We start from the raw sequence: 19,162 nt of genomic DNA on the forward strand, positions 1-19,162 counted from the left end.
GCAGCTCCTAGAGGGCCGAGCAGAACGAGGGGAGAAGGTCGGCGGGCGCGCCGGCCGGGCAGGGGTCGAAGGTGAAGACGACCAGGGTGCCGAGAATGATGAGGACCGCGACGCTGGCGAAGATGGCCCACTTGAGGATGCCGCGGGTGAGCGGCTGGGTGGCGTAGTCGTTGACCAGCGTGCGCATGCCGTTGCCGCCGTGGATCAGGGCGAGCCAGAGCATCAGCACGTCCCAGACCATCCAGAACGGGTTGGTCAGTTTGCCGGCGACGAAGGCGAAGTTGAGGGCGCTGACGCCCTCGCCCAGCCACAGGTTGACGAACAGGTGGCCGAAGATGAGCACGACCAGCACGACGCCGGAGACGCGCATGTAGATCCAGCCCCACTTCTCCCAGTTGACGCCGCGCTTACGGGGCGCGCGGGCGTAGGGACTGCGGGGGGCTTCGATGGTGGTTGACATGTCGTCCCCTCCTAGTGGTTGAACACGTTGGTCAGGTGGCGGGGCACGAAGGCGAGCATCGTGACAACCCAGAGGCCGATGACGACGTAGAACATCACCTTCTGGTACTTCGCGTTCCAGAAGTCGATCAGGATGATCCGCAGGCCGTTGAAGGCGTGGAACACGATCGCCGCGACGAGGGCGGTCTCACCGAGACCCATGATGGGCGTCTGGTACTGCCCGATCACCGCGTTGTAGGCCTCTGGGCTCACGCGCACGAGCGCGGTGTCGAGGATGTGGACCAGCAGGAAGAAGAAGATTGCCACGCCCGTGATGCGGTGCAGGACCCACGACCACATGCCTTCCCGGCCCCGGTAAAGGGTGCCGGCGGGGCGACGCGAGGTCGTCTTTTGCTGATATGTCGGGGTTCCTGCCGTTTGCTGTGGCATGAATAACCCTCCCTGGTTGAGATGTGGCCGCGATGAGACGAGGCAGTCGCGCCCAAGAGCGCGTGTTCCCAGTCTAGGTGTCGGCGCGCAGGTTTTTTGCGGCCGGGCACGCCTAGCGTCGCATCGAGGGCGGCACGAGGGTGCTCGCCCAGACCGCGGCGCGCTCGTCGATGGCCCGTTCGTAGTACTCCAGGAGGGCCCCGCAGACGCCCTCCCACGACCGGCCGAGCACGCTGCGGCGCCCGGCCTCGCCCATCCGTCGGCGCAGCGCCCCGTCCTCGGCCAGCCGCGTTACAAAACGTCGCAGATCCCGCTCGTCGTTCGGCGCGAACAGGTAACCGTCCTCGCCGTGCGCCACGAGGTCGATCGGGCCCCCGGCCCGCGGGGCCACGACCGGCAGGCCCGCCGCGTGGGCCTCCTGGATGGTCTGCCCGAAGGTTTCCTCCGTTCCGGCGTGCAGGAACAGGTCGAAGCTCGCGTACGCGGCCGAGAGGTCGGCGCCGGCCAGGCGGCCGAGCCAGGTGACGGGCATCCCGGCCAGTTCGCGCCGAACGAGGTCGGAGGACGGCCCGTCGCCGACCAGGGCCAGGCGGATGCCGTCCAGCCCGCGCAGCGCCCGGAACCGTTCCACCTGCTTCTCCGGGGCTATCCGGCCAACGTAGCCGACGACGACCTCCCCGCCGGGGGAGAGCCTCGCCCGGAGCCGCCGCGCTGCCGGATCGCTCCGCTGATTGGGGTGGAAGCCGACGAGGTCCACGCCGCGGGCCCACGGCTCGAGTCGGCGCAGGCCGATGCGGCGCAGGTCGGCCATCGACGCCGTCGACGGGACCAGGGTGAGGTCGGCGCCCTCGTGTACCCACTTGACGAGGCGCCAGGCCAGACCGGTGGCCCGGCCGAGGTTGTTTCGGCCGGCGTAGCCGGCGACATCCGTCTGGTAGATCGCCACGGAGGGGATGTCCAGGCGGTTGGCCGCCGCGATCCCCTGCGCGCCGAGGAGGAAGGGCGAGGCCGCGTGCAGTACGTCCGGGCGGAAGTCGTGCAGCAGCCGAGAGACGAAGGGGCTCGGCAGGCCCACGGGGAATTGCCGGTAGGCCACGGCCGGCACGGTGTGCACCGGGAACCCCGCGTAGTCGGACGGCGCCCCGGCCGGCGCGATCACGATGGCGTCGTGCCCGTGCCGCGCGAGGTGGTCGAGCACCCGGCAGACGCTCGTGGTGACCCCGCTGATGGTGGGGAGGAAGCTCTCTGTGATGACCGCGACCCGCATGAGGCGAGCGTAGGGAGCCGACGTGGCGGCCGGGTGAATGGCGGGTGTATCGCCCGGTGGCGGCGGTAGTCTGGCCAGATGCCTCAGCCCAGCGCGCCCATCGAGCGGTTCTACAGTGTCATCCCGGCCGGCGGGATCGGCTCGCGGCTCTGGCCGCTGTCCCGCGCGGACGCCCCCAAGTTCCTGCACGACCTGACCGGGTCCGGCCAGACACTGCTCCGCGACACCTGGGAGCGCCTGGCCCCGCTCAGCGGCGAGCAGCGCGTCATGGTCGTGACCGGCCGGGCCCACCGTGCCGCGGTCGAGGAGCAGCTCCCGGAGCTGGCCGACCACAACGTGGTGCTGGAGAGCGAGCCGCGCGAATCCTCCGCCGCGATCGGACTGGCCGCCGCGATCCTGGAGAAGCGGGAACCGGGCGTCATCATCGGTTCCTTCGCCGCCGACCACGTGATCAAGGGCTCCGCACAGTTCCGCGACGCCGTGACCGAGGCCGTGGTGGCCGCGGACGCCGGCTACATCGTGACCATCGGCATCCGCCCGACCGAGCCGGCCGTCGGGTTCGGCTACATCAAGTGCGCGGGTCCGCTCGCCATCCCGGAGGCGCCGAGCGCCCTCGCGGTTGAGCGGTTCGTCGAAAAGCCGGACCTCCAGACCGCGGAGGAATACCTCGCCGACGGCCAGTACCTCTGGAACGCCGGGATGTTCATCGCCAGGGCCGACCGCCTGCTCGAGGAGATCGGACGGTCCGAACCGGAGCTGCTCGCCGGCCTGCTGGAGCTCGCCGAGGCGTGGGACACCCCGCGCAGAGGCGCCGTGGTCGACCAGGTCTGGCCGCGCCTGAAGAAGATCGCCATCGACTACTCGGTCGCCGAACCGGTCGCCGCCACCGGCAAGCTCGCCGTGATCCCCGGCCAATTCGACTGGGACGACGTGGGCGACTTCGCCTCGATCGCCAAGATCCACTCCGGCGGACGCAAGCACGATCTCGCCATCCTCGGTGAAGGCGCCCGGGTGCTCGCCGACTCCAGCAGCGGCATCGTGGTCAGCCACACCAAACGGATGATCGCCCTCGTCGGCGTCGAGGACATCGTCGTCGTCGACACCCCGGACGCCCTGCTCGTCACCACCAGCGCCAACGCCCAGAAGGTCAAGGCCGTCGTCGACGCGCTGAAGCTGTCGGGTTCGAGCGACGTTCTCTAGACTCGGTCCACCCTGTGAAGGAGCGTCAGATGACTCGTCGTGGTTTCATCCTCCCGGCCGTCGCGGTTTCCGCCCTGCTGCTCGCCGGCTGCGCGCCGGCGCCGGAGCAGGACGCGCGGCCCAGCGGCACCGCCGCGCCCGACTATTGCGCGCGCATGGTGACCAACTCCGGCGGCCTCGAGGACCGTTCCTTCAACCAGTCGAGCTGGGAGGGACTCCAGCAGGCCGCCGCCGACTATGACATCGGCGTCGACGCGATCGTGTCGACATCGGAGACCGACCTGGCACCCAACGTCGAGCAGGCCGTGGCCACCGACTGCGACTTCATCCTGACCGTCGGGTACGAGCTCGCCGACGCGACGGCGGCCGCGGCGACGGCGAACCCGGAGCTGCACTTCTCGATCGTCGACGAGCAGGTCGCCGGGGAGAACATCAAACCGATCGTTTTCGACACGGCGCAGGCCGCCTTCCTGGCTGGGTACCTCGCCGCCGGGGTCAGCCGCACCGGGATCGTCGCGACCTTCGGCGGCGGCAACCAGCCGCCGGTGACCCTCTTCATGGACGGCTTCGTCGACGGGGTTGCCAAGTACAACGAACTGCGCGGAACCGCGGTGCGGGTGCTCGGCTGGGACAAGGCCACGCAGGACGGCGTGTTCACCGGCGACTTCGAGGACACCGTCAAGGGAAAGACGACCACCGAACGGTTCCTCGACCAGGGCGCCGACGTGATCATGCCCGTGGCGGGGCAGGTTGGCGAGGGCGCGGCGGCGGCCATCCTCGAGCATGGCGACTCCTCCCTCATCTGGGTCGACAATGACGGCTACGAGTCCCTGCCGGCCCAGTTCCGCCCGATCCTGCTCACCAGCGTGCTGAAGAACACGCAGGATGCCGTCGTTGAGATCATCGGGGCGGACCTCAAGGGTGACTTCTCCAACGAGCCCTACGTGGGCACCCTCAAGAACGGCGGCGTCGAGATCGCCCCGTTCCACGATCGGGCCGCGCTCGTCGGGGCCGAGCTCGCCGCCGGCATCGACGAACTGCGCGCGGCGATCGTCGCCGGAATCCTCGAAGTGACCAGCCCGAACACCCCCGGCTGACCCCCGTTCGGGGTCGCCGCGCTGCTCATCTGAGCAAGATTTCCCGGGGTATGTAACTGTTCGGTCACGACTCCTGTTTGCTCATCTGAGCAGGCAATTGTTCGCTAAGTTGGTCCCACATAGCCCCTGCCCACCGCAGGGCCGCATCTTGGAGGTCGCTTTGAGAATCACATCCCGTAAGTCCGCACTGAGCGGCCTTGCCGCGCTGGGTGTCGTCGCTCTCTTCGCCGGGTGTGCTCCGGCGCCGGAGGAAGGCGGGGACACGAAGGCTCCCGTCGTCAGTGACTTCCTGCCGTGCATGGTTTCCGACGCCGGCGGATTCGACGACAAGTCGTTCAACCAGCTGGGCTACGAAGGCCTGGTCAAGGCCGCCGACGAACTCGGCGTCAAGGAAAAGCACGTCGAGTCCGCCACGGCCACCGACTTCAAGCCCAACCTGACCAGCCTGGTCGACCAGGGCTGCAACCTGATCATCACCGTCGGCTTCGCGCTCGCCGAGGCCACCGCGGAATCCGCCAAGGCCAACCCGGATATCGAGTACGTCAGCATCGACGACACGATCGACCTCGACTTCGACGGCAAGACCGACGTTCCGAACGTCAAGCCCATCGTCTTCGACACCGCCCAGGCGGCGTTCCTCGCCGGCTACCTCTCGGCGGGCGTCTCCAAGACCGGCAAGGTCGGCACCTACGGCGGCATGCAGTTCCCGACCGTCACCATCTTCATGGACGGTTTCGCCCAGGGCGTCGCCCACTACAACACCGAAAAGGGCAAGAAGGTCGCCGTTGTCGGCTGGGACACCGCCACGCAGAAGGGTGTCTTCTCCGGAACGTTCAACGCCGGCACCCAGCCCCTCACCGACGCGCAGAACCTGATCGACCAGGGTGTCGACGTGCTCCTGCCCGTCGGTGGCCCGATCTACCAGAGCGCCGCGGCAGCCATCCGCGACTCCGGCAAGGAGATCGCACTGCTCGGTGTTGACGCCGACGTGTTCGTCACCGACCCGTCCGTCGCCGACCTGCTGCTCACCTCGATCCGCAAGGGCATCGACGTCGGCGTTGAGGAAGCCGTTCTCGCAGCGGGCAAGGACGAGTTCGATGTCACCCCGTTCGTCGGAACGCTCGAGAACGAGGGCGTCGGCCTGGCCGAGTTCCACGACTGGGCCGACCGGGTCCCGGCCGAGCTGCAGGATGAACTCGACAAGCTGAAGGCAGACATCATCAGCGGCGACGTGAAGGTCACGTCCTACCTCGCGAAGTAACTGCCACAAATGAATGGTGGGGAGGCTGGCTCCGGCCGGCCTCCCCACAACAACGTAACCACCCTAGGATCAGGAACATGAAGCTCGAACTGCGCGGCATCACAAAGACCTTCGGTGCCCTGGTCGCGAACGACCACATCGACCTCACGGTCGAGGCGGGTGAGATCCACGCCCTGCTCGGTGAAAACGGCGCCGGCAAGTCGACCCTGATGAACGTCCTCTACGGCCTGTACCAGGCCGACGGGGGCGAGATCCTGCTCGACGGGGTGGTGCAGAAGTTCGCCGGTCCCGGCGACGCGATGAACGCCGGCATCGGCATGGTGCACCAGCACTTCATGCTCATCCCCGTCTTCACCGTCGCCGAGAACGTCATGCTCGGCCACGAAGAGACGAACTTCGCCGGGCGGCTCAACCTCGGTGCGGCGCGCAAGAAGGTCCGGGAGATCTCCGACCGATTCGGCTTCGACATCGACCCGGATGCGCTCATCGAAGATCTCCCCGTCGGCGTGCAGCAGCGGGTCGAGATCATCAAGGCGTTGTCACGGGAGGCGCGCGTGCTCGTCTTCGACGAGCCGACCGCCGTGCTGACCCCGCAGGAGACCGACGAGCTGATGGCCATCATGCGCCAGCTCAAGGAAGCCGGCACGTCCATCGTCTTCATCACGCACAAGCTCCGTGAGGTGCGCGAGGTCGCGGACCGGATCACGGTGATCCGGCGCGGCAAGGTTGTCGGCGAGGCGTCGCCGACGGCCACCAACACCGAACTGGCCTCGCTCATGGTCGGCCGGGCCGTCGAGCTCACCGTGCACAAGGGCGAACCGAAACTCGGCGGGGAAGCGCTGGTCGTCCGGGACCTCGCCGTCATCGACGCGCGTCACCAGCTCGTCGTCAACCACGTCAGCTTCGAGGTCAAGGCCGGGGAGGTCCTTGTCATCGCCGGAGTGCAGGGCAACGGCCAGACCGAACTGATCGAGGCCCTGATGGGCCTGCAACCGCGGGTCACGGGCGCCATCGAACTCAACGGCGTGTCCCTGCACGGCCTCAGCGTGCGCAAGATCCTCGACGCCGGCGTCGGTTTCGTCCCAGAGGACCGCACCGAGGACGGCCTGGTCGCCGCGTTCACCGTCGCCGAGAACCTCATGCTCGACCGCAGCACAGGCGCGCCGTTCGTCAAGGCGGGCACCCTGCAGCGCGGCTACCTCGCGGACTTCGCCCGGGAGAAGGTGACCGAGTTCGACATCCGCACCCAGGGCATCGACTCCCTCGCGGGCCAGCTCTCCGGCGGCAACCAGCAGAAGGTCGTGCTCGCGCGCGAACTCAGCCGGGACCTCAAGCTGCTCGTCGCGACGCAGCCGACCCGCGGCCTCGACGTCGGGTCGATCGAATTCGTCCACAAACGCATCATCGCCACACGGGACGCGGGCATCCCCGTCATCGTCGTCTCCACCGAGCTCGACGAGGTCGTCGGCCTCGCGGATCGAATCGCGGTCATGTACCGCGGAGGAATCGTAGGTATCGTGCCCGGAACCACCCCGCGCAGCGTCCTTGGACTCATGATGACGGGCGAACCCGCGCCCGGAGCGGAGGTCGCGGCATGAGCGAGGACACCCAGCGGCCCGCGGCTCCGGCCGAGCCCGCTGACGCCGTGACGACTCCGGACGCCCACACCGAGCCGGCGGCGAACCCCGGCGCCCCGAAGCCGGCGGAGGGCGACTCGGACCGCTGGTCCCAGACGCTGCGCGACATCGTCGGCGGAAGCGCCGCCATCTCCGTCCTCGCGGTGTTCCTCGCCCTCGTCGTCGGCGCCATCCTGATCGCCTTCACCGATGAGAACGTTCAGAAGGCCTCCGTCTACCTCTTCGCACGGCCGGCCGACATGTTCGCCGCCGTCTGGGATTCGGTCTCCGGCGCCTACTCGGCGCTGTTCCAGGGGTCGATCTACAACTTCCGCCGACCGGGCTTCGCCGCCGGGATCAGGCCGCTGACCGAGACCCTCACCTTCGCCACGCCGCTGATCGCGGCCGGCCTCGGCGTCGGCCTGGCCTTCCGGGTCGGGATGTTCAACATCGGTGGCCGCGGACAGATGCTCATCGCCGCCGCATCCGCCGGGTGGGTGGCCTTCGCGCTCGACCTGCCCGCCGGCATCCACCTCATCGTCGCCGTGCTCGCCGGCCTGGTCGGCGGAGCGCTGTGGGGCGGGATCGTCGGCCTCCTCAAGGCGCGCACCGGCGCCCACGAGGTCATCGTGACGATCATGCTGAACTTCGTCGCGCTCTACCTCGTCTCGTACCTGCTGCGCACCCCCGGGCTGCTGCAGGAACCCGGTTCGAGCAACCCGCAGACACCGCCGATGAAGCCCACCGCCGTCTTCCCGGACCTCCTCGGGCCGACCTACAACCTGCACGCCGGGTTCCTCACGGTCGTCGCCGCAACGATCTTCGTCTGGTGGCTGCTCAGCCGCTCGAACCTCGGCTTCCAGTTCCGGGCCGTCGGCGAGAACCCCAATGCCGCGCAGGTTGCCGGGATCAACGTGAAGAGCGTCTACGTGAGCGCGATGCTCATCTCCGGCGGGCTCGTCGGGCTGGCCGGGATCAACCAGGTCCTCGGCACCGTGACCACGGGCTTCGGCGCCGGGATCGACGCGAACATCGGCTTCGACGCGATCACGGTGGCGCTGCTCGGCCGGTCCCGCCCGTGGGGGATCTTCTTCGCCGGCGTTCTCTTCGGCGCGTTCAAGGCCGGGGGCTTCTCGATGCAGGCGGCCGAGGGCGTTCCGATCGACATCGTCCTCGTCGTCCAGTCCCTCATCGTGCTCTTCATCGCGGCTCCGCCGCTGGTGCGGGCGATCTTCCGGCTTCCGACGCCGGGAACCAAGTCCAAATCCCGACTGAACGTCACGAAGGAGGTGGCGGCTCGATGAGTACGATCACCCAGGCCGTCCAGCCGAGCCAGGGCCACCCGGCCCTGCCCTCGGTCGTGCTTCGCAGCTGGAAAGCGGCGATCGCCCTCAGCATCTTCGCCGTCGCCGCCCTGTTCATTTTCATCGGGCTCCGCCAGGGCGCGCCGGGCGCGGTCAGCACCTTCCAGCTCTCCCAGAGCCGCGACATCATCCAGCTCCCGGACCTGGTGCTGCCGACCTTTGCCACCACGCTCGTCTGCGCCATCCTGCTCGTCGCCATGGCCGCCTGGTCCGTCTGGATCACCGCGCGCTCGGCCAGGGTTCCGCTGTGGCTCATCGTGGCCTTCGCGGTCGTCTTCATGGTCGGATTCCTCACCTGGGCGGCGGCCGGATCGACGATCCCGGTCCCGGGGCTCTTCGTGGGCACGGTCACCCTCAGCGTCCCGCTGATCTTCGGCGCCCTCGGCGGCGTGATCTCCGAACGCGCCGGGGTCGTGAACGTGGCCATCGAGGGGCAGCTCCTCGCCGGGGCCTTCAGCTCGGCCGTGGTCGCCTCGATCACCGGCAACCCCTACCTCGGGCTCGTCGCCGCCGCGATCGCCGGCGTGCTCGTGTCGTTCGTGCTCGCCGCGTTCTCGATCAAGTACCTCGTCGACCAGGTCATCGTCGGTGTCGTGCTCAACGTCCTGGTGATCGGCCTGACCAGCTTCTTCTTCTCCCAGCTGCTCTCGCCCAACGCCGCGCTGCTGAACACGCCCGATCGCTTCCCCCGGATCAACATCCCGCTGCTGAGCGAGATCCCGATCCTCGGCCCGGCGCTTTTCCGGCAGACATTCATCGTCTACTTCATGTACGTGGCCGTCGCCGTGGTCTACTTCGGGCTGTTCCACACCAAGTGGGGCCTGCGGCTGCGCTCCGTCGGCGAGCACCCCAAGGCCGCCGACACCGTGGGCATCAACGTCAACGGCACCCGGTTCTGGAACGTGTCCCTGGCCGGTGCCATCGTCGGCTTCGGCGGTGCGTTCTTCACCCTCGGCTCGGTCGGCGCGTTCAACAAGGAAATGACCGCCGGCCTCGGCTTCATCGCCCTCGCCGCCGTCATCTTCGGCCAGTGGGACCCGCTGAAGGCGACCCTCGCGGCGTTGCTGTTCGGTTTCGCCAGCAACCTGCAGAACGTGCTCAGCATCATCGGTTCACCGGTGCCGAGCGAGTTCATGCTCATGCTGCCGTACGTCGTGACGATCTTCGCCGTCGCCGGCCTGGTCGGACGGTCCCGGCCGCCGGCCGCGGACGGCAAGCCGTACATCAAGTGATGGCCCGCGGAACGGACGACGTGACCCCCGTGGGCGACATCGACTGGGGTGTGCTGCGCGAGGCCGCGATGGCGGCGATGGCCAGGGCCTACGTGCCCTACTCGAAGTTCCCGGTCGGGGTGGCGGCCCTCGTCACCGACGGCCGGGTGATCAGCGGCTGCAACGTGGAGAACGCGTCCTACGGGCTCACTCTCTGCGCCGAATGCGGTCTCGTCTCGGCGTTGCACCTGACCGGGGGCGGCCGGCTGGTCGCGTTCACCTGCGTCGACGGTCGCGGGCGGACGCTGATGCCGTGCGGTCGCTGCCGCCAGCTGCTGTACGAACACTCCGCTCCCGGGATGCTGCTGGAAACCGTTTCGGGCGTGCGCACCATCGATGAGGTGCTGCCGGATGCCTTCGGGCCGAGGCAGCTCGCCGACTACCAGGGAGAATGACCATGAACTCCAGCGCCACCGCCAGCACCAACGCCGGGTCGGCCGGCCGCATCGAGGCCTTCGACGCCGTCGACCTCATCCACGCCAAGCGCGACCGCGGCGAACTCAGCACCCCGCAGATCGACTGGCTGATCGACGCGTACACCCGCGGCTACGTCGGCGACGAGCAGATGGCCGCGATGACCATGGCCATCTTCCTCAACGGCATGACCCGCCGGGAGATCCGCGACCTGACGATGGCGATGATCGACAGCGGCGAGCGGATGAGCTTCGAGGGCCTCGGCAAGCCGACCACCGACAAGCACTCCACCGGCGGGGTCGGCGACAAGATCACCCTGCCGCTGATGCCGCTCGTCGCGGTGTTCGGCGTGGCCGTGCCCCAGCTCTCCGGCCGCGGCCTCGGGCACACCGGCGGCACGCTCGACAAGCTCGAATCCATCCCGGGCTGGCGCGCCAACCTCACCAACGAGGAGATGATCGCCCAGCTTCGCGACGTCGGCGGCGTGATCTGCGCCGCGGGCAGCGGCCTCGCTCCGGCCGACGGCAAGCTCTACGCCCTCCGGGACATCACCGGCACCGTCGAGTCGATCCCGCTGATCGCGTCCTCGATCATGTCGAAGAAGATCGCCGAGGGCACCAAGGCGCTCGTGCTCGACGTCAAGTTCGGCTCCGGCGCCTTCCTCAAGAACATCGAGCAGTCCCGGGAACTCGCCCGCACCATGGTCGCGCTCGGCCAGGACGCGGGGGTCGCGACCTCCGCGCTGCTCACCAACATGAACGTCCCGCTCGGCCTCGCCATCGGCAACGCCAACGAGGTGCGCGAGTCGGTCGAGGTGCTCGCCGGCGGCGGGCCCGCCGACATCGTGGAACTCACGATCACGCTGGCCCGCGAGATGCTCGCCCTCGCCGGCAAGACCGACGTCGACGTGGAGGCCGCGCTCACGGACGGCCGGGCGATGGACAAGTGGCGCCAGGCCATCCGCGCCCAGGGCGGCGACCCGGATGCGGCGCTGCCGGTCGCGACGGACACCCACACCGTGTACGCCGCACAAGACGGCATCCTCGTGCAGCAGGACGCCCTGCCGTTCGGCATCGCGGCCTGGCGGCTCGGCGCCGGCCGCGCCCGCAAGGGCGACCCGGTGCAGCACTCGGCCGGCGTCGACCTGCACGCCAAGCCGGGGGACCGCGTCGCGAAGGGCCAGCCGCTGTTCACGCTGAGCGCCGACGAGCCGGCCCGGTTCCCGCGTGCGCTCGAATCGGTCGAGGGCGCCTGGCGGATCGGGGATCCCGGCGAGCCGGTGCTGACCGGCGGACCGCTGATCGCCGAACGCATCAGCGCCGCCGACTGACCTGCCGGCCCCGGCAGCCCTCTACTCGGGGTCGCCGATCCGCTCGAGCGCGTCGACGATCAACGACCAGAACTTCTCGTGATCCAGGTCGACGGCGACCTGCGTGGTGCAGCCGGCCGGGGCGGGGGCGCGGAAGTCCGCGACGGTCATGCCCAGGGTGAGGGTGCCGGTGAGCTCCACGTCGAGGGGCGTGCGGCGCACCGCGATCACGCTGGGATCGATCACGTAGGCCACCGCGCACGGGTCGTGCACCGGCGGATGCTCGAAGCCCTGCGCCTCCTTGTACGACTCGGCGAAGAACTCGAGGAGCTCGCCGACGAACCGCGCCGGCCCGGTGCCGACCGCGGCGATCCGCGCCGCCACGGCGGGCGTCGCGAGCGCCTGGTGGGTGAGGTCGAGGCCGATCATGGTGAGCGGCCACTTCTCGTTGAACACGATGTGCGCGGCCTCCGGGTCGATGACGATGTTGAACTCGGCCGTCGCCGACCAGTTGCCCACGTGGTAGCCGCCGCCCATCAGCACGACCTCCCTGACCCGCTCGGCGATCCGCGGCTCCTTGCGCACGGCGAGGGCGATGTTGGTCAGCGCGCCGGTGGGCACGAGGGTGATCTCGCCGGGCGGGTGCGCCATGATCGTGTCGATGATGAGGTCGACGGCGTGCCGTGGGTCGAGCCGGAGGGTGGGCTCGGGGAGCACCGGGCCGTCGAGGCCGGACTCGCCGTGGATCGTCGGCGCCGTTTCGATGTGGCGCACGAGCGGACGGGCGCACCCGGCCGCGAACGGCACGGCGGTGATGCCGGCCACGCGCGCGACGGACAGCGCGTTGCGGGTCACCTTGTCGATGGTCTGGTTGCCCATCACCGTGGTGACAGCGACGAGGTCGATGTCGGGATTGCCGTGCGCGAGCAGCAGCGCGATCGCGTCGTCGTGGCCCGGATCGCAGTCGAGGATGATTTTGGTCGGCATCAGCCCAATCTATCCGCGCGTCGCTAGTGGCCCGCCCCGGGCGGGCGGCCGGCTGAGTTGCGGAGAAAGTACCTTCGTCGTGACCGTGAAGGTACTTTGTCCGCGACTCACCGTGGCACCCAGCGAGCGTTCAGGAAACAGGGAGGCTCACGGGCCGCCGCGCCGGTAGATTAGGGGGGTGAACACGAGCCCAGACGAATACCTGCTGCCCGGCGGCGGAACGAGCATCAACTCGCTGCCCAAGATCTCCCTGCACGACCACCTCGACGGCGGCCTGCGACCGGCGACCATCATCGAGCTGGCCGACGCGATCGGGTACGACCTGCCGACGACGGATGCCGCGCGGCTGGGCTCCTGGTTCGCCAAGCAGGCAAACTCCGGCTCCCTCGTGGAGTACCTCAAGACCTTCGACGTGACCTGCGCCGTCATGCAGACCCGCGAGGGACTCGTGCGCGTCGCCCGCGAATTCGTGGAAGACCTGGCCCGCGACGGCGTCATCTACGGGGAGGTCCGCTGGGCCCCCGAACAGCACCTGGCCCGCGGCCTCACCCTCGACGAGACGGTCGAGGCAGTGCAGGACGGCCTCGACGCCGGCGTCGACCACGTCGCGCAGTCCGGTCACAGCATCCGCATCGGCCAGCTGGTCACGGCCATGCGCCACGCGAACCGCAGCCTCGAGATCGCCGAGCTGGCCGTGCGCCACCGTAAGAACGGCGTCGTCGGCTTCGACATCGCCGGTGCGGAGCTGGGCTTCCCGGCGCGCAACCACCTGGCCGCGTTCGACTACCTCGCGCACGAGTTCCTGCCGGTCACCGTGCATGCCGGCGAGGCCGACGGGCTGGAGAGCATCCGCGGGGCCCTGTTCGACGGCCGCGCGCTGCGCCTCGGCCATGGCGTGCGCCTGGCCGAAGACGTGAAGATCGGCCGCGCCGACGGAGACAACACCTTCGTCACGCTCGGCCCGCTCGCCCAGTGGGTGCGCGACCGCGAGATCGCCCTCGAGCTCAGCCCCTCGTCGAACCTGCAGACCGGCGCGATCGCCGCCTGGGGCAAGGAACTGCTCGACCACCCGTTCGACCTGCTCTACCAGCTCGGCTTCCGGGTCACCGTCAACACCGACAACCGCCTGATGAGCAACACCAGCCTGACCCGGGAACTGGCCCTGCTCAGCGACGCGTTCGGCTACGACATCGACGACCTCGAGGTGTTCCAGCTCAACGCGGCCGCGGCCGCGTTCCTCCCGCTCGAGGAACGCGAGGAACTGGCGGATGCCATCGTCGCCGGATTCGAGAACGACTAGCCGGCGGCCCCTCCGGCCCCTCCGGTCGAACCCGCGCGAACCGTGACACGATGACGCTCCTGCCCCTTCCCCTCGACGCGATCGAGATCGGCGTCCATGCCGAAACCTGGCGTGCCGCGGTGACCGCCGCCGGTGACGCCCTGCAGCGCTCCGGTTCGACCGAGGCCGGCTACACCGAACGGATGATCGGCGTCATCGACGAATTCGGCGCCTACGTCGTGATCGCGCCCGGGCTGGCCCTGGCCCACGCCCGGCCTGGGCCCGACGTGCTCACCGAGGGCCTGAGCATCGTCACCCTGGCCGAACCGGTCGCGTTCGGGCATCCGCACAACGACCCGGTCGGCGTCATCGTCGGCCTGGCCGTCCGGAGCGGCGACGAACACCTGCACTTCGTCGCCGAACTCGCCAACGTGTTCAACGACCCGGAGGTGATTCCCGCGATCGCCGCGGCGACGGATGCCGAGGCCATCCGTTCGCTGATGGGAATGACCGACCCCGCGAAGGAACCGGAATGAAAATCGTCGTCATGTGCGGTGTCGGAATCGGGACATCCGCCATCCTCAAGGTCAACACCGAACGTGCGCTGGAGCGGCTCGACATCGACGCCGAGGTGACGGCCACGGACGTGGCCGGCGTGCAGGCGGCCGGCTCGGACGCGCAGGTCATCCTGACCTCCTCGGAGCTCGTGCACGCGATCGGCAAGACCAATGCGGACGTCATCGTGATCGACAACTACTTCGACCTGGACGAGCTCACGGCCAAGCTGGAAGCGGCGCTGGGCTAGCTCCCACAGAAAGCGACTGTGGCCCAGTCGGACAACTGTTGCCGGCGTACCGGGAACAGTCGTCCGAACGGGCCACAGTTGCCCGTTAATCAGGCGATCAGGACGCGCATTCCGCGGTCGAGGTCGTCGAGCGTGGCGGCGGCCGCGGCCTTGCGCTCGGGCACCGTGCCGATGGCGGCGCGGGTGTCGAGGTAGACCTTGAGCTTGGGTTCGGTGCCGCTCGGGCGCACCATCACCCGGGACCCGTCGGCCAGCCGGATCCGCAGCACGTCGCTCGGCGGCAGACCCCCGACGCCCTGGCTGAGGTCGTCGATGGAGTCGACCCGGATGCTGCCCACGCGCTCGGGCGGATTCGCGCGCAGCCGGGCCATCACGCGGTCGATCTCCGCGAGGTCGGTGACCCGCACCGAGATCTGGCCGGAGGCGAAGTGCCCGAACCGCTCGCTGAACCGGTCGAGGTGCTCGGCGATCGTGAGACCGTCCGCCTTGAGCTCGCTGGCCAGGGAGAGGAAGGCGAGCGCGGCGGAAATGCCGTCCTTGTCGCGCACCACGGCGGGATTCACGAGGTAGCCGAGGGCCTCTTCGTAGCCGAAGATCAAGCCGGGCGCGCGGGAGACCCACTTGAAGCCGGTGAGGGTCTCGACGAAATCGAGCCCGTAGGCCGAGGCGACGGAGGCCATCGCCGGCGACGACACGATCGAGCAGGCCAGGGTCCCGGTGGGGCCGTCCGGCGAGTTCGCGGCGATCTCGGCGGCGCGCCAGCCGAGGATCGCGCCCACCTCGTTGCCGCTCAGGCGACGGTAACCGTCGGGGGAGCCCGCGTCGGGGATGGCGACGGCGAGCCGGTCCGCGTCGGGGTCGTTGGCGATGATCAACTCGGCCCCGGCCTCCCGGGCGGTGGCGTAGGAGAGGTCCATCGCGCCCGGCTCCTCCGGGTTCGGGAAGGCAACGGTGGGGAAGGCGGCATCCGGGGCGATCTGCGCGTCGACGAGCGTGGGCAGGTCGAAGCCGGCGGCCTCGAGCGTGCGGCGGGTGGTGTCCCAGCCGACGCCGTGCAGGGCCGTGTAGACGGTGTTGACCTGGACCCGCGGCGGGAGCGCGACGCCGGCGGTCGCCTCGATGTAGGCCTGCACGACCGACTCGGGGGCGGTCTCGTAGGCGGCCCGCGGCAGCTCAGGGACGAGCCGCTCGGCGGCGACGCGCAGGATTTCGGCGGCGATGGCCGCGTCGTCGGGGGACACGATCTGCGAGCCCTCGTTCTCCCCGCCGAGGTAGACCTTGTAGCCGTTGTCGTTGGGCGGGTTGTGCGAGGCGGTCACCATCACGCCGGCGCTGGCGCCGAGGTGCCGCACGGCGAACGCGAGCACCGGGGTGGGCAGCAGCCGGGGGAGCAGGATTGCGCGCACGCCGGCGCCGGCCATCAGGGCCGCCGTGTCGGTGGCGAAGACGGAGGAGTTCTTGCGGCCGTCGAAGCCGACGACGACCGAGGGGACGGAGCCGGCCGGGGCGCGGGCGACCAGGAACGCGGCGAGGCCGGCCGCGGCCTGGGAGACGAGCACCCGGTTCATCCGGTTCGAGCCGGCCGCGATCGCGCCGCGCAGCCCCGCGGTCCCGAAGGCGAGCCGTTCGTCGAAGCGGGAGTGCAGGTCGGCGAGGGCGGCGGCGTCCCCGTCGACGGCGGCGGAGACGAGCAGGCGCAGTTCCGCCTGGGTCTCCGGGTCGGGGTCCTGGCCGAGCCAGGCCCTGGCCGCGGCGATGACCGGGTCAGCCGCGTCAGCATCCGGAGCGGGCGGGGCGGGTGCGGCGGGCGCGTCGGCGATCGTGTCCAGCACGGCCGTGGCCGGGAAGGCCGAGTCGTCGCCGGCCTCCGGGGTCGGCGCGGTGGCGTTCCGGGTCGGCTCGGTGGGGTCATCCGGGCCGGCGTGCCGCCCGCGGGTGCCGGGGTCTGCGCCGTTCGCCAGGCTCACAGTGCGGCCACGATCCGGGCCAGGAGGGCGCTGATCACGGGCTCGGCGGCGCGGCCGGCCTCGAGGACCTCCCCGTGGCTGAGCGGCTCCTGCTGGATGCCCGCGGCGAGGTTGGTGATCAGGGACATGCCGAGGATCTCCATGCCGGACTGCCGGGCGGCGATGGCCTCGAGCGCGGTGGACATCCCGACGATGTGGCCGCCGATGACCTTCGCCATCTGCACCTCCGCCGGCGTCTCGTAGTGCGGACCGCGGAACTGGCAATAGACGCCCTCGTCGAGCGTCGGGTCGATGGTGCGGGCCAGGGCGCGCAGCCGGCTCGAGTACAGGTCGGTGAGGTCGACGAAGGTCGCGCCCTCGAGCGGCGAATCGGCGGTGAGGTTGATGTGGTCGCTGATCAGCACGGGCGTGCCGGGCGTCCAGGTCTCCCGGATGCCGCCGGCCCCGTTGGTCAGGATCATCGTCTTCGCGCCGGTCGCGGCGGCGGTGCGCACGCTGTGCACGACCCGGCGCACCCCGTGGCCTTCGTAGTAATGGGTGCGCGCGCCGATGACGAGCGCGCGCTTGCCGCCGGGCAGCAGCACCGAGCGCAGCATGCCGCCGTGGCCTTCCAGGGCGGGGGCGCCGAAGCCGGCGATTTCCTGCGCGGGAATCGTGTGGGTGGTCTCGCCGATCAGGCCGGCGGCGCTGCCCCAGCCGCTGCCCAGGGTGAGGGCGACGTCGTGGCGGTCGACCCCGGTGATACGGGCGATTTCCTGGGCGGCGACCCGGGCGATCTCGAAGGGATCGGTCTCGGGCAGGTCCAGCGGGTTGGTCTCGGTCGTGAGCATCCAACCACTCTAATGACCTGCCCCATTCGACGGGCATTCTGCTCACATGTAGCCGCTGGGGCGGTCCGGGGACGCGCGGGGCGACAATCTCCGTCGAATTCGCGAGGCCCCGGCGCGGGCAGAGTTTGGCGGGGGGAGCGCTGGAGCGAGAGAATAGAGCAATGGCCTACGAGTTTGAACGCAAGCAGCGCATTGCAGTACTCGGCGGAGGGCCCGGCGGTTACGAGGCGGCCCTCGCGGGCGCCCAACAGGGCGCGGATGTCACCCTGGTCGAACGCGTCGGCGTCGGCGGATCGGCGGTCCTGACGGATGTCGTACCGTCCAAGTCCCTCATCGCCACGGCCGAGGCCTCCAACTCCATCGGCGAAGCCACCGACCTCGGCGTGCAGTTCTTCATGCGCACGGACTCCGGCAAACCGGCCCGCCCGGAGGTGGCGATCAACCTGACCGCGGTCAACAAGCGCCTCCTCGCCATGGCCCGGCAGCAGTCCGAGGACATGAAGGCCACCCTGATGCGCGCCGGCGTGCGCCTGGTGCAGGGCCACGGCCGGCTCGACGGGACCAGCGGGGTCATCGTCTCCACCGCCGACGGCGAATCGGGCACCGATTTCGACCGGGTCGACGCGGACACGATCGTCGTGTCGGTCGGCGCGAGCCCGCGCATCCTGCCGTCGGCGCTCCCGGACGGCGAGCGCATCCTCACCTGGACGCAGCTGTACAACCTGCGCGCGGTGCCCGAACACCTGATCGTGGTCGGGTCCGGCGTGACCGGCGCCGAGTTCGCCTCCGCCTACCGCGCCCTCGGCGCGAAGGTCACGCTCATCTCCAGCCGCGACCAGGTGCTGCCCGGCGAGGACGCCGACGCCGCGCACGTGATCGAGAACGTGTTCAAGCGCAACGGGATGGTCGTGCTGTCCAAGTCACGCGCGTCCTCGGTCGAGCGCGTCGGCGACGGCGTCGTCGCCACCCTGTCCGACGGCCGCACCGTCGAGGGCAGCCACTGCCTCATCGCGGTCGGCTCCGTGCCGAACACCGCCGGGATCGGCCTCGCGGAGGCGGGCGTGCAGCTGAACGAGTCCGGGCACATCCGGGTCAACCGGGTCGCCCGCACGTCGATGCCGAACGTCTACGCGGCCGGCGACTGCACGACCGAGCTGCCGCTGGCATCCGTCGCCTCGATGATGGGCCGCACGGCCGTCTTCCACGCGATGGGCGACGCGGTCAACCCGATCGAGATCCGCAACGTGGCCGCGAACATCTTCACCCAGCCCGAGATCGCGACCGTCGGCTGGTCGCAGAAGCAGATCGAGGAGGGGCTCATGCAGGGCGACATCTACAAGCTGCCGCTGGCCTCGAACCCCCGCGCCAAGATGATGGGGATCAAGGACGGCTTCGTGAAGCTGTTCGCCCGCACCGGCAGCGGCACCGTGATCGGCGGCGTGATCGTGGCGCCCAAGGCGAGCGAACTGATCTTCCCGCTGGCCCTCGCGGTCGAGCACCGGCTCACCGTCGACGACGTCGCCCAGGCGTTCCCGGTCTACCCGTCACTCACCGGCTCCATCACGGATGCCGCCCGCGCTATGCACGTCGTCCTCTAAAACCCGCCC

18 protein-coding genes are annotated in these 19,162 nt (G+C 69.7%); 12 read left to right on the forward strand and 6 right to left on the reverse strand.

Features of this window, described 5'->3' with window-relative positions; translation table 11 throughout:
- Positions 1-7: 7 nt before the first annotated feature.
- The 3 genes from E3O23_RS06780 to E3O23_RS06790 all read right to left on the reverse strand — a co-directional run bounded on the left by E3O23_RS06780 (position 8) and on the right by E3O23_RS06790 (position 2,155).
- A complete protein-coding gene (locus E3O23_RS06780) occupies positions 8-460 on the reverse strand; it encodes a succinate dehydrogenase hydrophobic membrane anchor subunit (protein ID WP_134489404.1) in 453 nt (150 codons plus the stop codon).
- A gap of 11 nt (positions 461-471) precedes the next feature.
- Positions 472-888 (reverse strand): succinate dehydrogenase, cytochrome b556 subunit, encoded by a 417-nt coding sequence (gene sdhC, locus E3O23_RS06785; RefSeq protein WP_134489406.1) that lies wholly within the window; start codon positions 886-888, stop codon positions 472-474.
- Positions 889-1,000: 112 nt separating this feature from the next.
- Positions 1,001-2,155, reverse strand: a complete 1,155-nt coding sequence (locus tag E3O23_RS06790) for a glycosyltransferase family 4 protein (protein ID WP_134489408.1) — start codon at positions 2,153-2,155, stop codon at positions 1,001-1,003.
- Between the two features lie 78 nt (positions 2,156-2,233).
- On the opposite strand from E3O23_RS06790, the gene E3O23_RS06795 reads away from it, so the two are divergent.
- From E3O23_RS06795 to E3O23_RS06830, 8 genes are all read left to right on the forward strand, one after another.
- The gene (locus E3O23_RS06795) at positions 2,234-3,355 is read left to right on the forward strand and encodes a mannose-1-phosphate guanylyltransferase (RefSeq protein WP_134489410.1); all 1,122 of its coding nucleotides are present in this window, start codon (positions 2,234-2,236) and stop codon (positions 3,353-3,355) included.
- A gap of 29 nt (positions 3,356-3,384) precedes the next feature.
- Entirely contained in the window at positions 3,385-4,452 is a 1,068-nt protein-coding gene (locus E3O23_RS06800) for a BMP family lipoprotein (RefSeq protein ID WP_134489412.1), read from the forward strand.
- A 160-nt stretch (positions 4,453-4,612) separates the two neighbouring features.
- Positions 4,613-5,713, forward strand: a complete 1,101-nt coding sequence (locus tag E3O23_RS06805) for a BMP family lipoprotein (RefSeq protein WP_134489414.1) — start codon at positions 4,613-4,615, stop codon at positions 5,711-5,713.
- Between the two features lie 77 nt (positions 5,714-5,790).
- Positions 5,791-7,311, forward strand: a complete 1,521-nt coding sequence (locus E3O23_RS06810) for an ABC transporter ATP-binding protein (protein ID WP_134489416.1) — start codon at positions 5,791-5,793, stop codon at positions 7,309-7,311.
- The gene (locus tag E3O23_RS06815; RefSeq protein ID WP_134489418.1) at positions 7,308-8,633 is read left to right on the forward strand and encodes an ABC transporter permease; all 1,326 of its coding nucleotides are present in this window, start codon (positions 7,308-7,310) and stop codon (positions 8,631-8,633) included. Before E3O23_RS06810 ends, E3O23_RS06815 begins: the two co-directional genes overlap by 4 nt.
- Positions 8,630-9,925: an ABC transporter permease gene (locus E3O23_RS06820; RefSeq protein WP_134489420.1), complete on the forward strand. Its 1,296-nt coding sequence runs from the start codon at positions 8,630-8,632 to the stop codon at positions 9,923-9,925. The genes E3O23_RS06815 and E3O23_RS06820 overlap by 4 nt, the downstream gene beginning before the upstream one ends.
- A complete protein-coding gene (locus E3O23_RS06825; protein WP_134489422.1) occupies positions 9,925-10,359 on the forward strand; it encodes a cytidine deaminase in 435 nt (144 codons plus the stop codon). The genes E3O23_RS06820 and E3O23_RS06825 overlap by 1 nt, the downstream gene beginning before the upstream one ends.
- 2 nt (positions 10,360-10,361) lie before the next feature.
- On the forward strand, positions 10,362-11,708 hold the full coding sequence (locus E3O23_RS06830; RefSeq protein WP_134489424.1) for a thymidine phosphorylase: 1,347 nt from the start codon (positions 10,362-10,364) through the stop codon (positions 11,706-11,708).
- Between the two features lie 21 nt (positions 11,709-11,729).
- On the opposite strand, the gene uriH is transcribed toward E3O23_RS06830, so the two are convergent.
- Complete coding sequence (gene uriH, locus E3O23_RS06835) at positions 11,730-12,674, reverse strand: uridine-preferring nucleoside hydrolase UriH (RefSeq protein ID WP_134489426.1); 945 nt, start codon at positions 12,672-12,674, stop codon at positions 11,730-11,732.
- 178 nt (positions 12,675-12,852) lie between these two features.
- Between uriH and E3O23_RS06840 the strand changes: the two genes are divergently transcribed.
- Genes E3O23_RS06840 through E3O23_RS06850 form a run of 3 tightly spaced genes read left to right on the forward strand, consistent with a single transcriptional unit; the run spans position 12,853 to position 14,758 of the window.
- Positions 12,853-13,974 carry an adenosine deaminase gene (locus tag E3O23_RS06840; RefSeq protein ID WP_134489428.1) on the forward strand — a complete coding sequence of 374 codons (1,122 nt, stop codon included), beginning with the start codon at positions 12,853-12,855 and terminating at the stop codon, positions 13,972-13,974.
- A gap of 50 nt (positions 13,975-14,024) precedes the next feature.
- On the forward strand, positions 14,025-14,489 hold the full coding sequence (locus E3O23_RS06845; RefSeq protein WP_134489430.1) for a PTS sugar transporter subunit IIA: 465 nt from the start codon (positions 14,025-14,027) through the stop codon (positions 14,487-14,489).
- The gene (locus tag E3O23_RS06850) at positions 14,486-14,758 is read left to right on the forward strand and encodes a PTS sugar transporter subunit IIB (RefSeq protein WP_134489432.1); all 273 of its coding nucleotides are present in this window, start codon (positions 14,486-14,488) and stop codon (positions 14,756-14,758) included. Before E3O23_RS06845 ends, E3O23_RS06850 begins: the two co-directional genes overlap by 4 nt.
- An 89-nt stretch (positions 14,759-14,847) precedes the next feature.
- On the opposite strand, the gene E3O23_RS06855 is transcribed toward E3O23_RS06850, so the two are convergent.
- Both E3O23_RS06855 and E3O23_RS06860 read right to left on the reverse strand, forming a co-directional pair.
- Complete coding sequence (locus E3O23_RS06855; protein ID WP_420897643.1) at positions 14,848-16,515, reverse strand: phospho-sugar mutase; 1,668 nt, start codon at positions 16,513-16,515, stop codon at positions 14,848-14,850.
- A gap of 206 nt (positions 16,516-16,721) precedes the next feature.
- A complete protein-coding gene (locus tag E3O23_RS06860; protein WP_134489434.1) occupies positions 16,722-17,555 on the reverse strand; it encodes a purine-nucleoside phosphorylase in 834 nt (277 codons plus the stop codon).
- A 161-nt stretch (positions 17,556-17,716) separates the two neighbouring features.
- Between E3O23_RS06860 and E3O23_RS06865 the strand changes: the two genes are divergently transcribed.
- Positions 17,717-19,153 (forward strand): NAD(P)H-quinone dehydrogenase, encoded by a 1,437-nt coding sequence (locus E3O23_RS06865; protein ID WP_134489436.1) that lies wholly within the window; start codon positions 17,717-17,719, stop codon positions 19,151-19,153.
- The last annotated feature ends 9 nt before the right edge of the window (positions 19,154-19,162 follow it).

This window comes from Cryobacterium tagatosivorans, assembly GCF_004402215.1.
Lineage (GTDB): Bacteria > Actinomycetota > Actinomycetes > Actinomycetales > Microbacteriaceae > Cryobacterium > Cryobacterium tagatosivorans.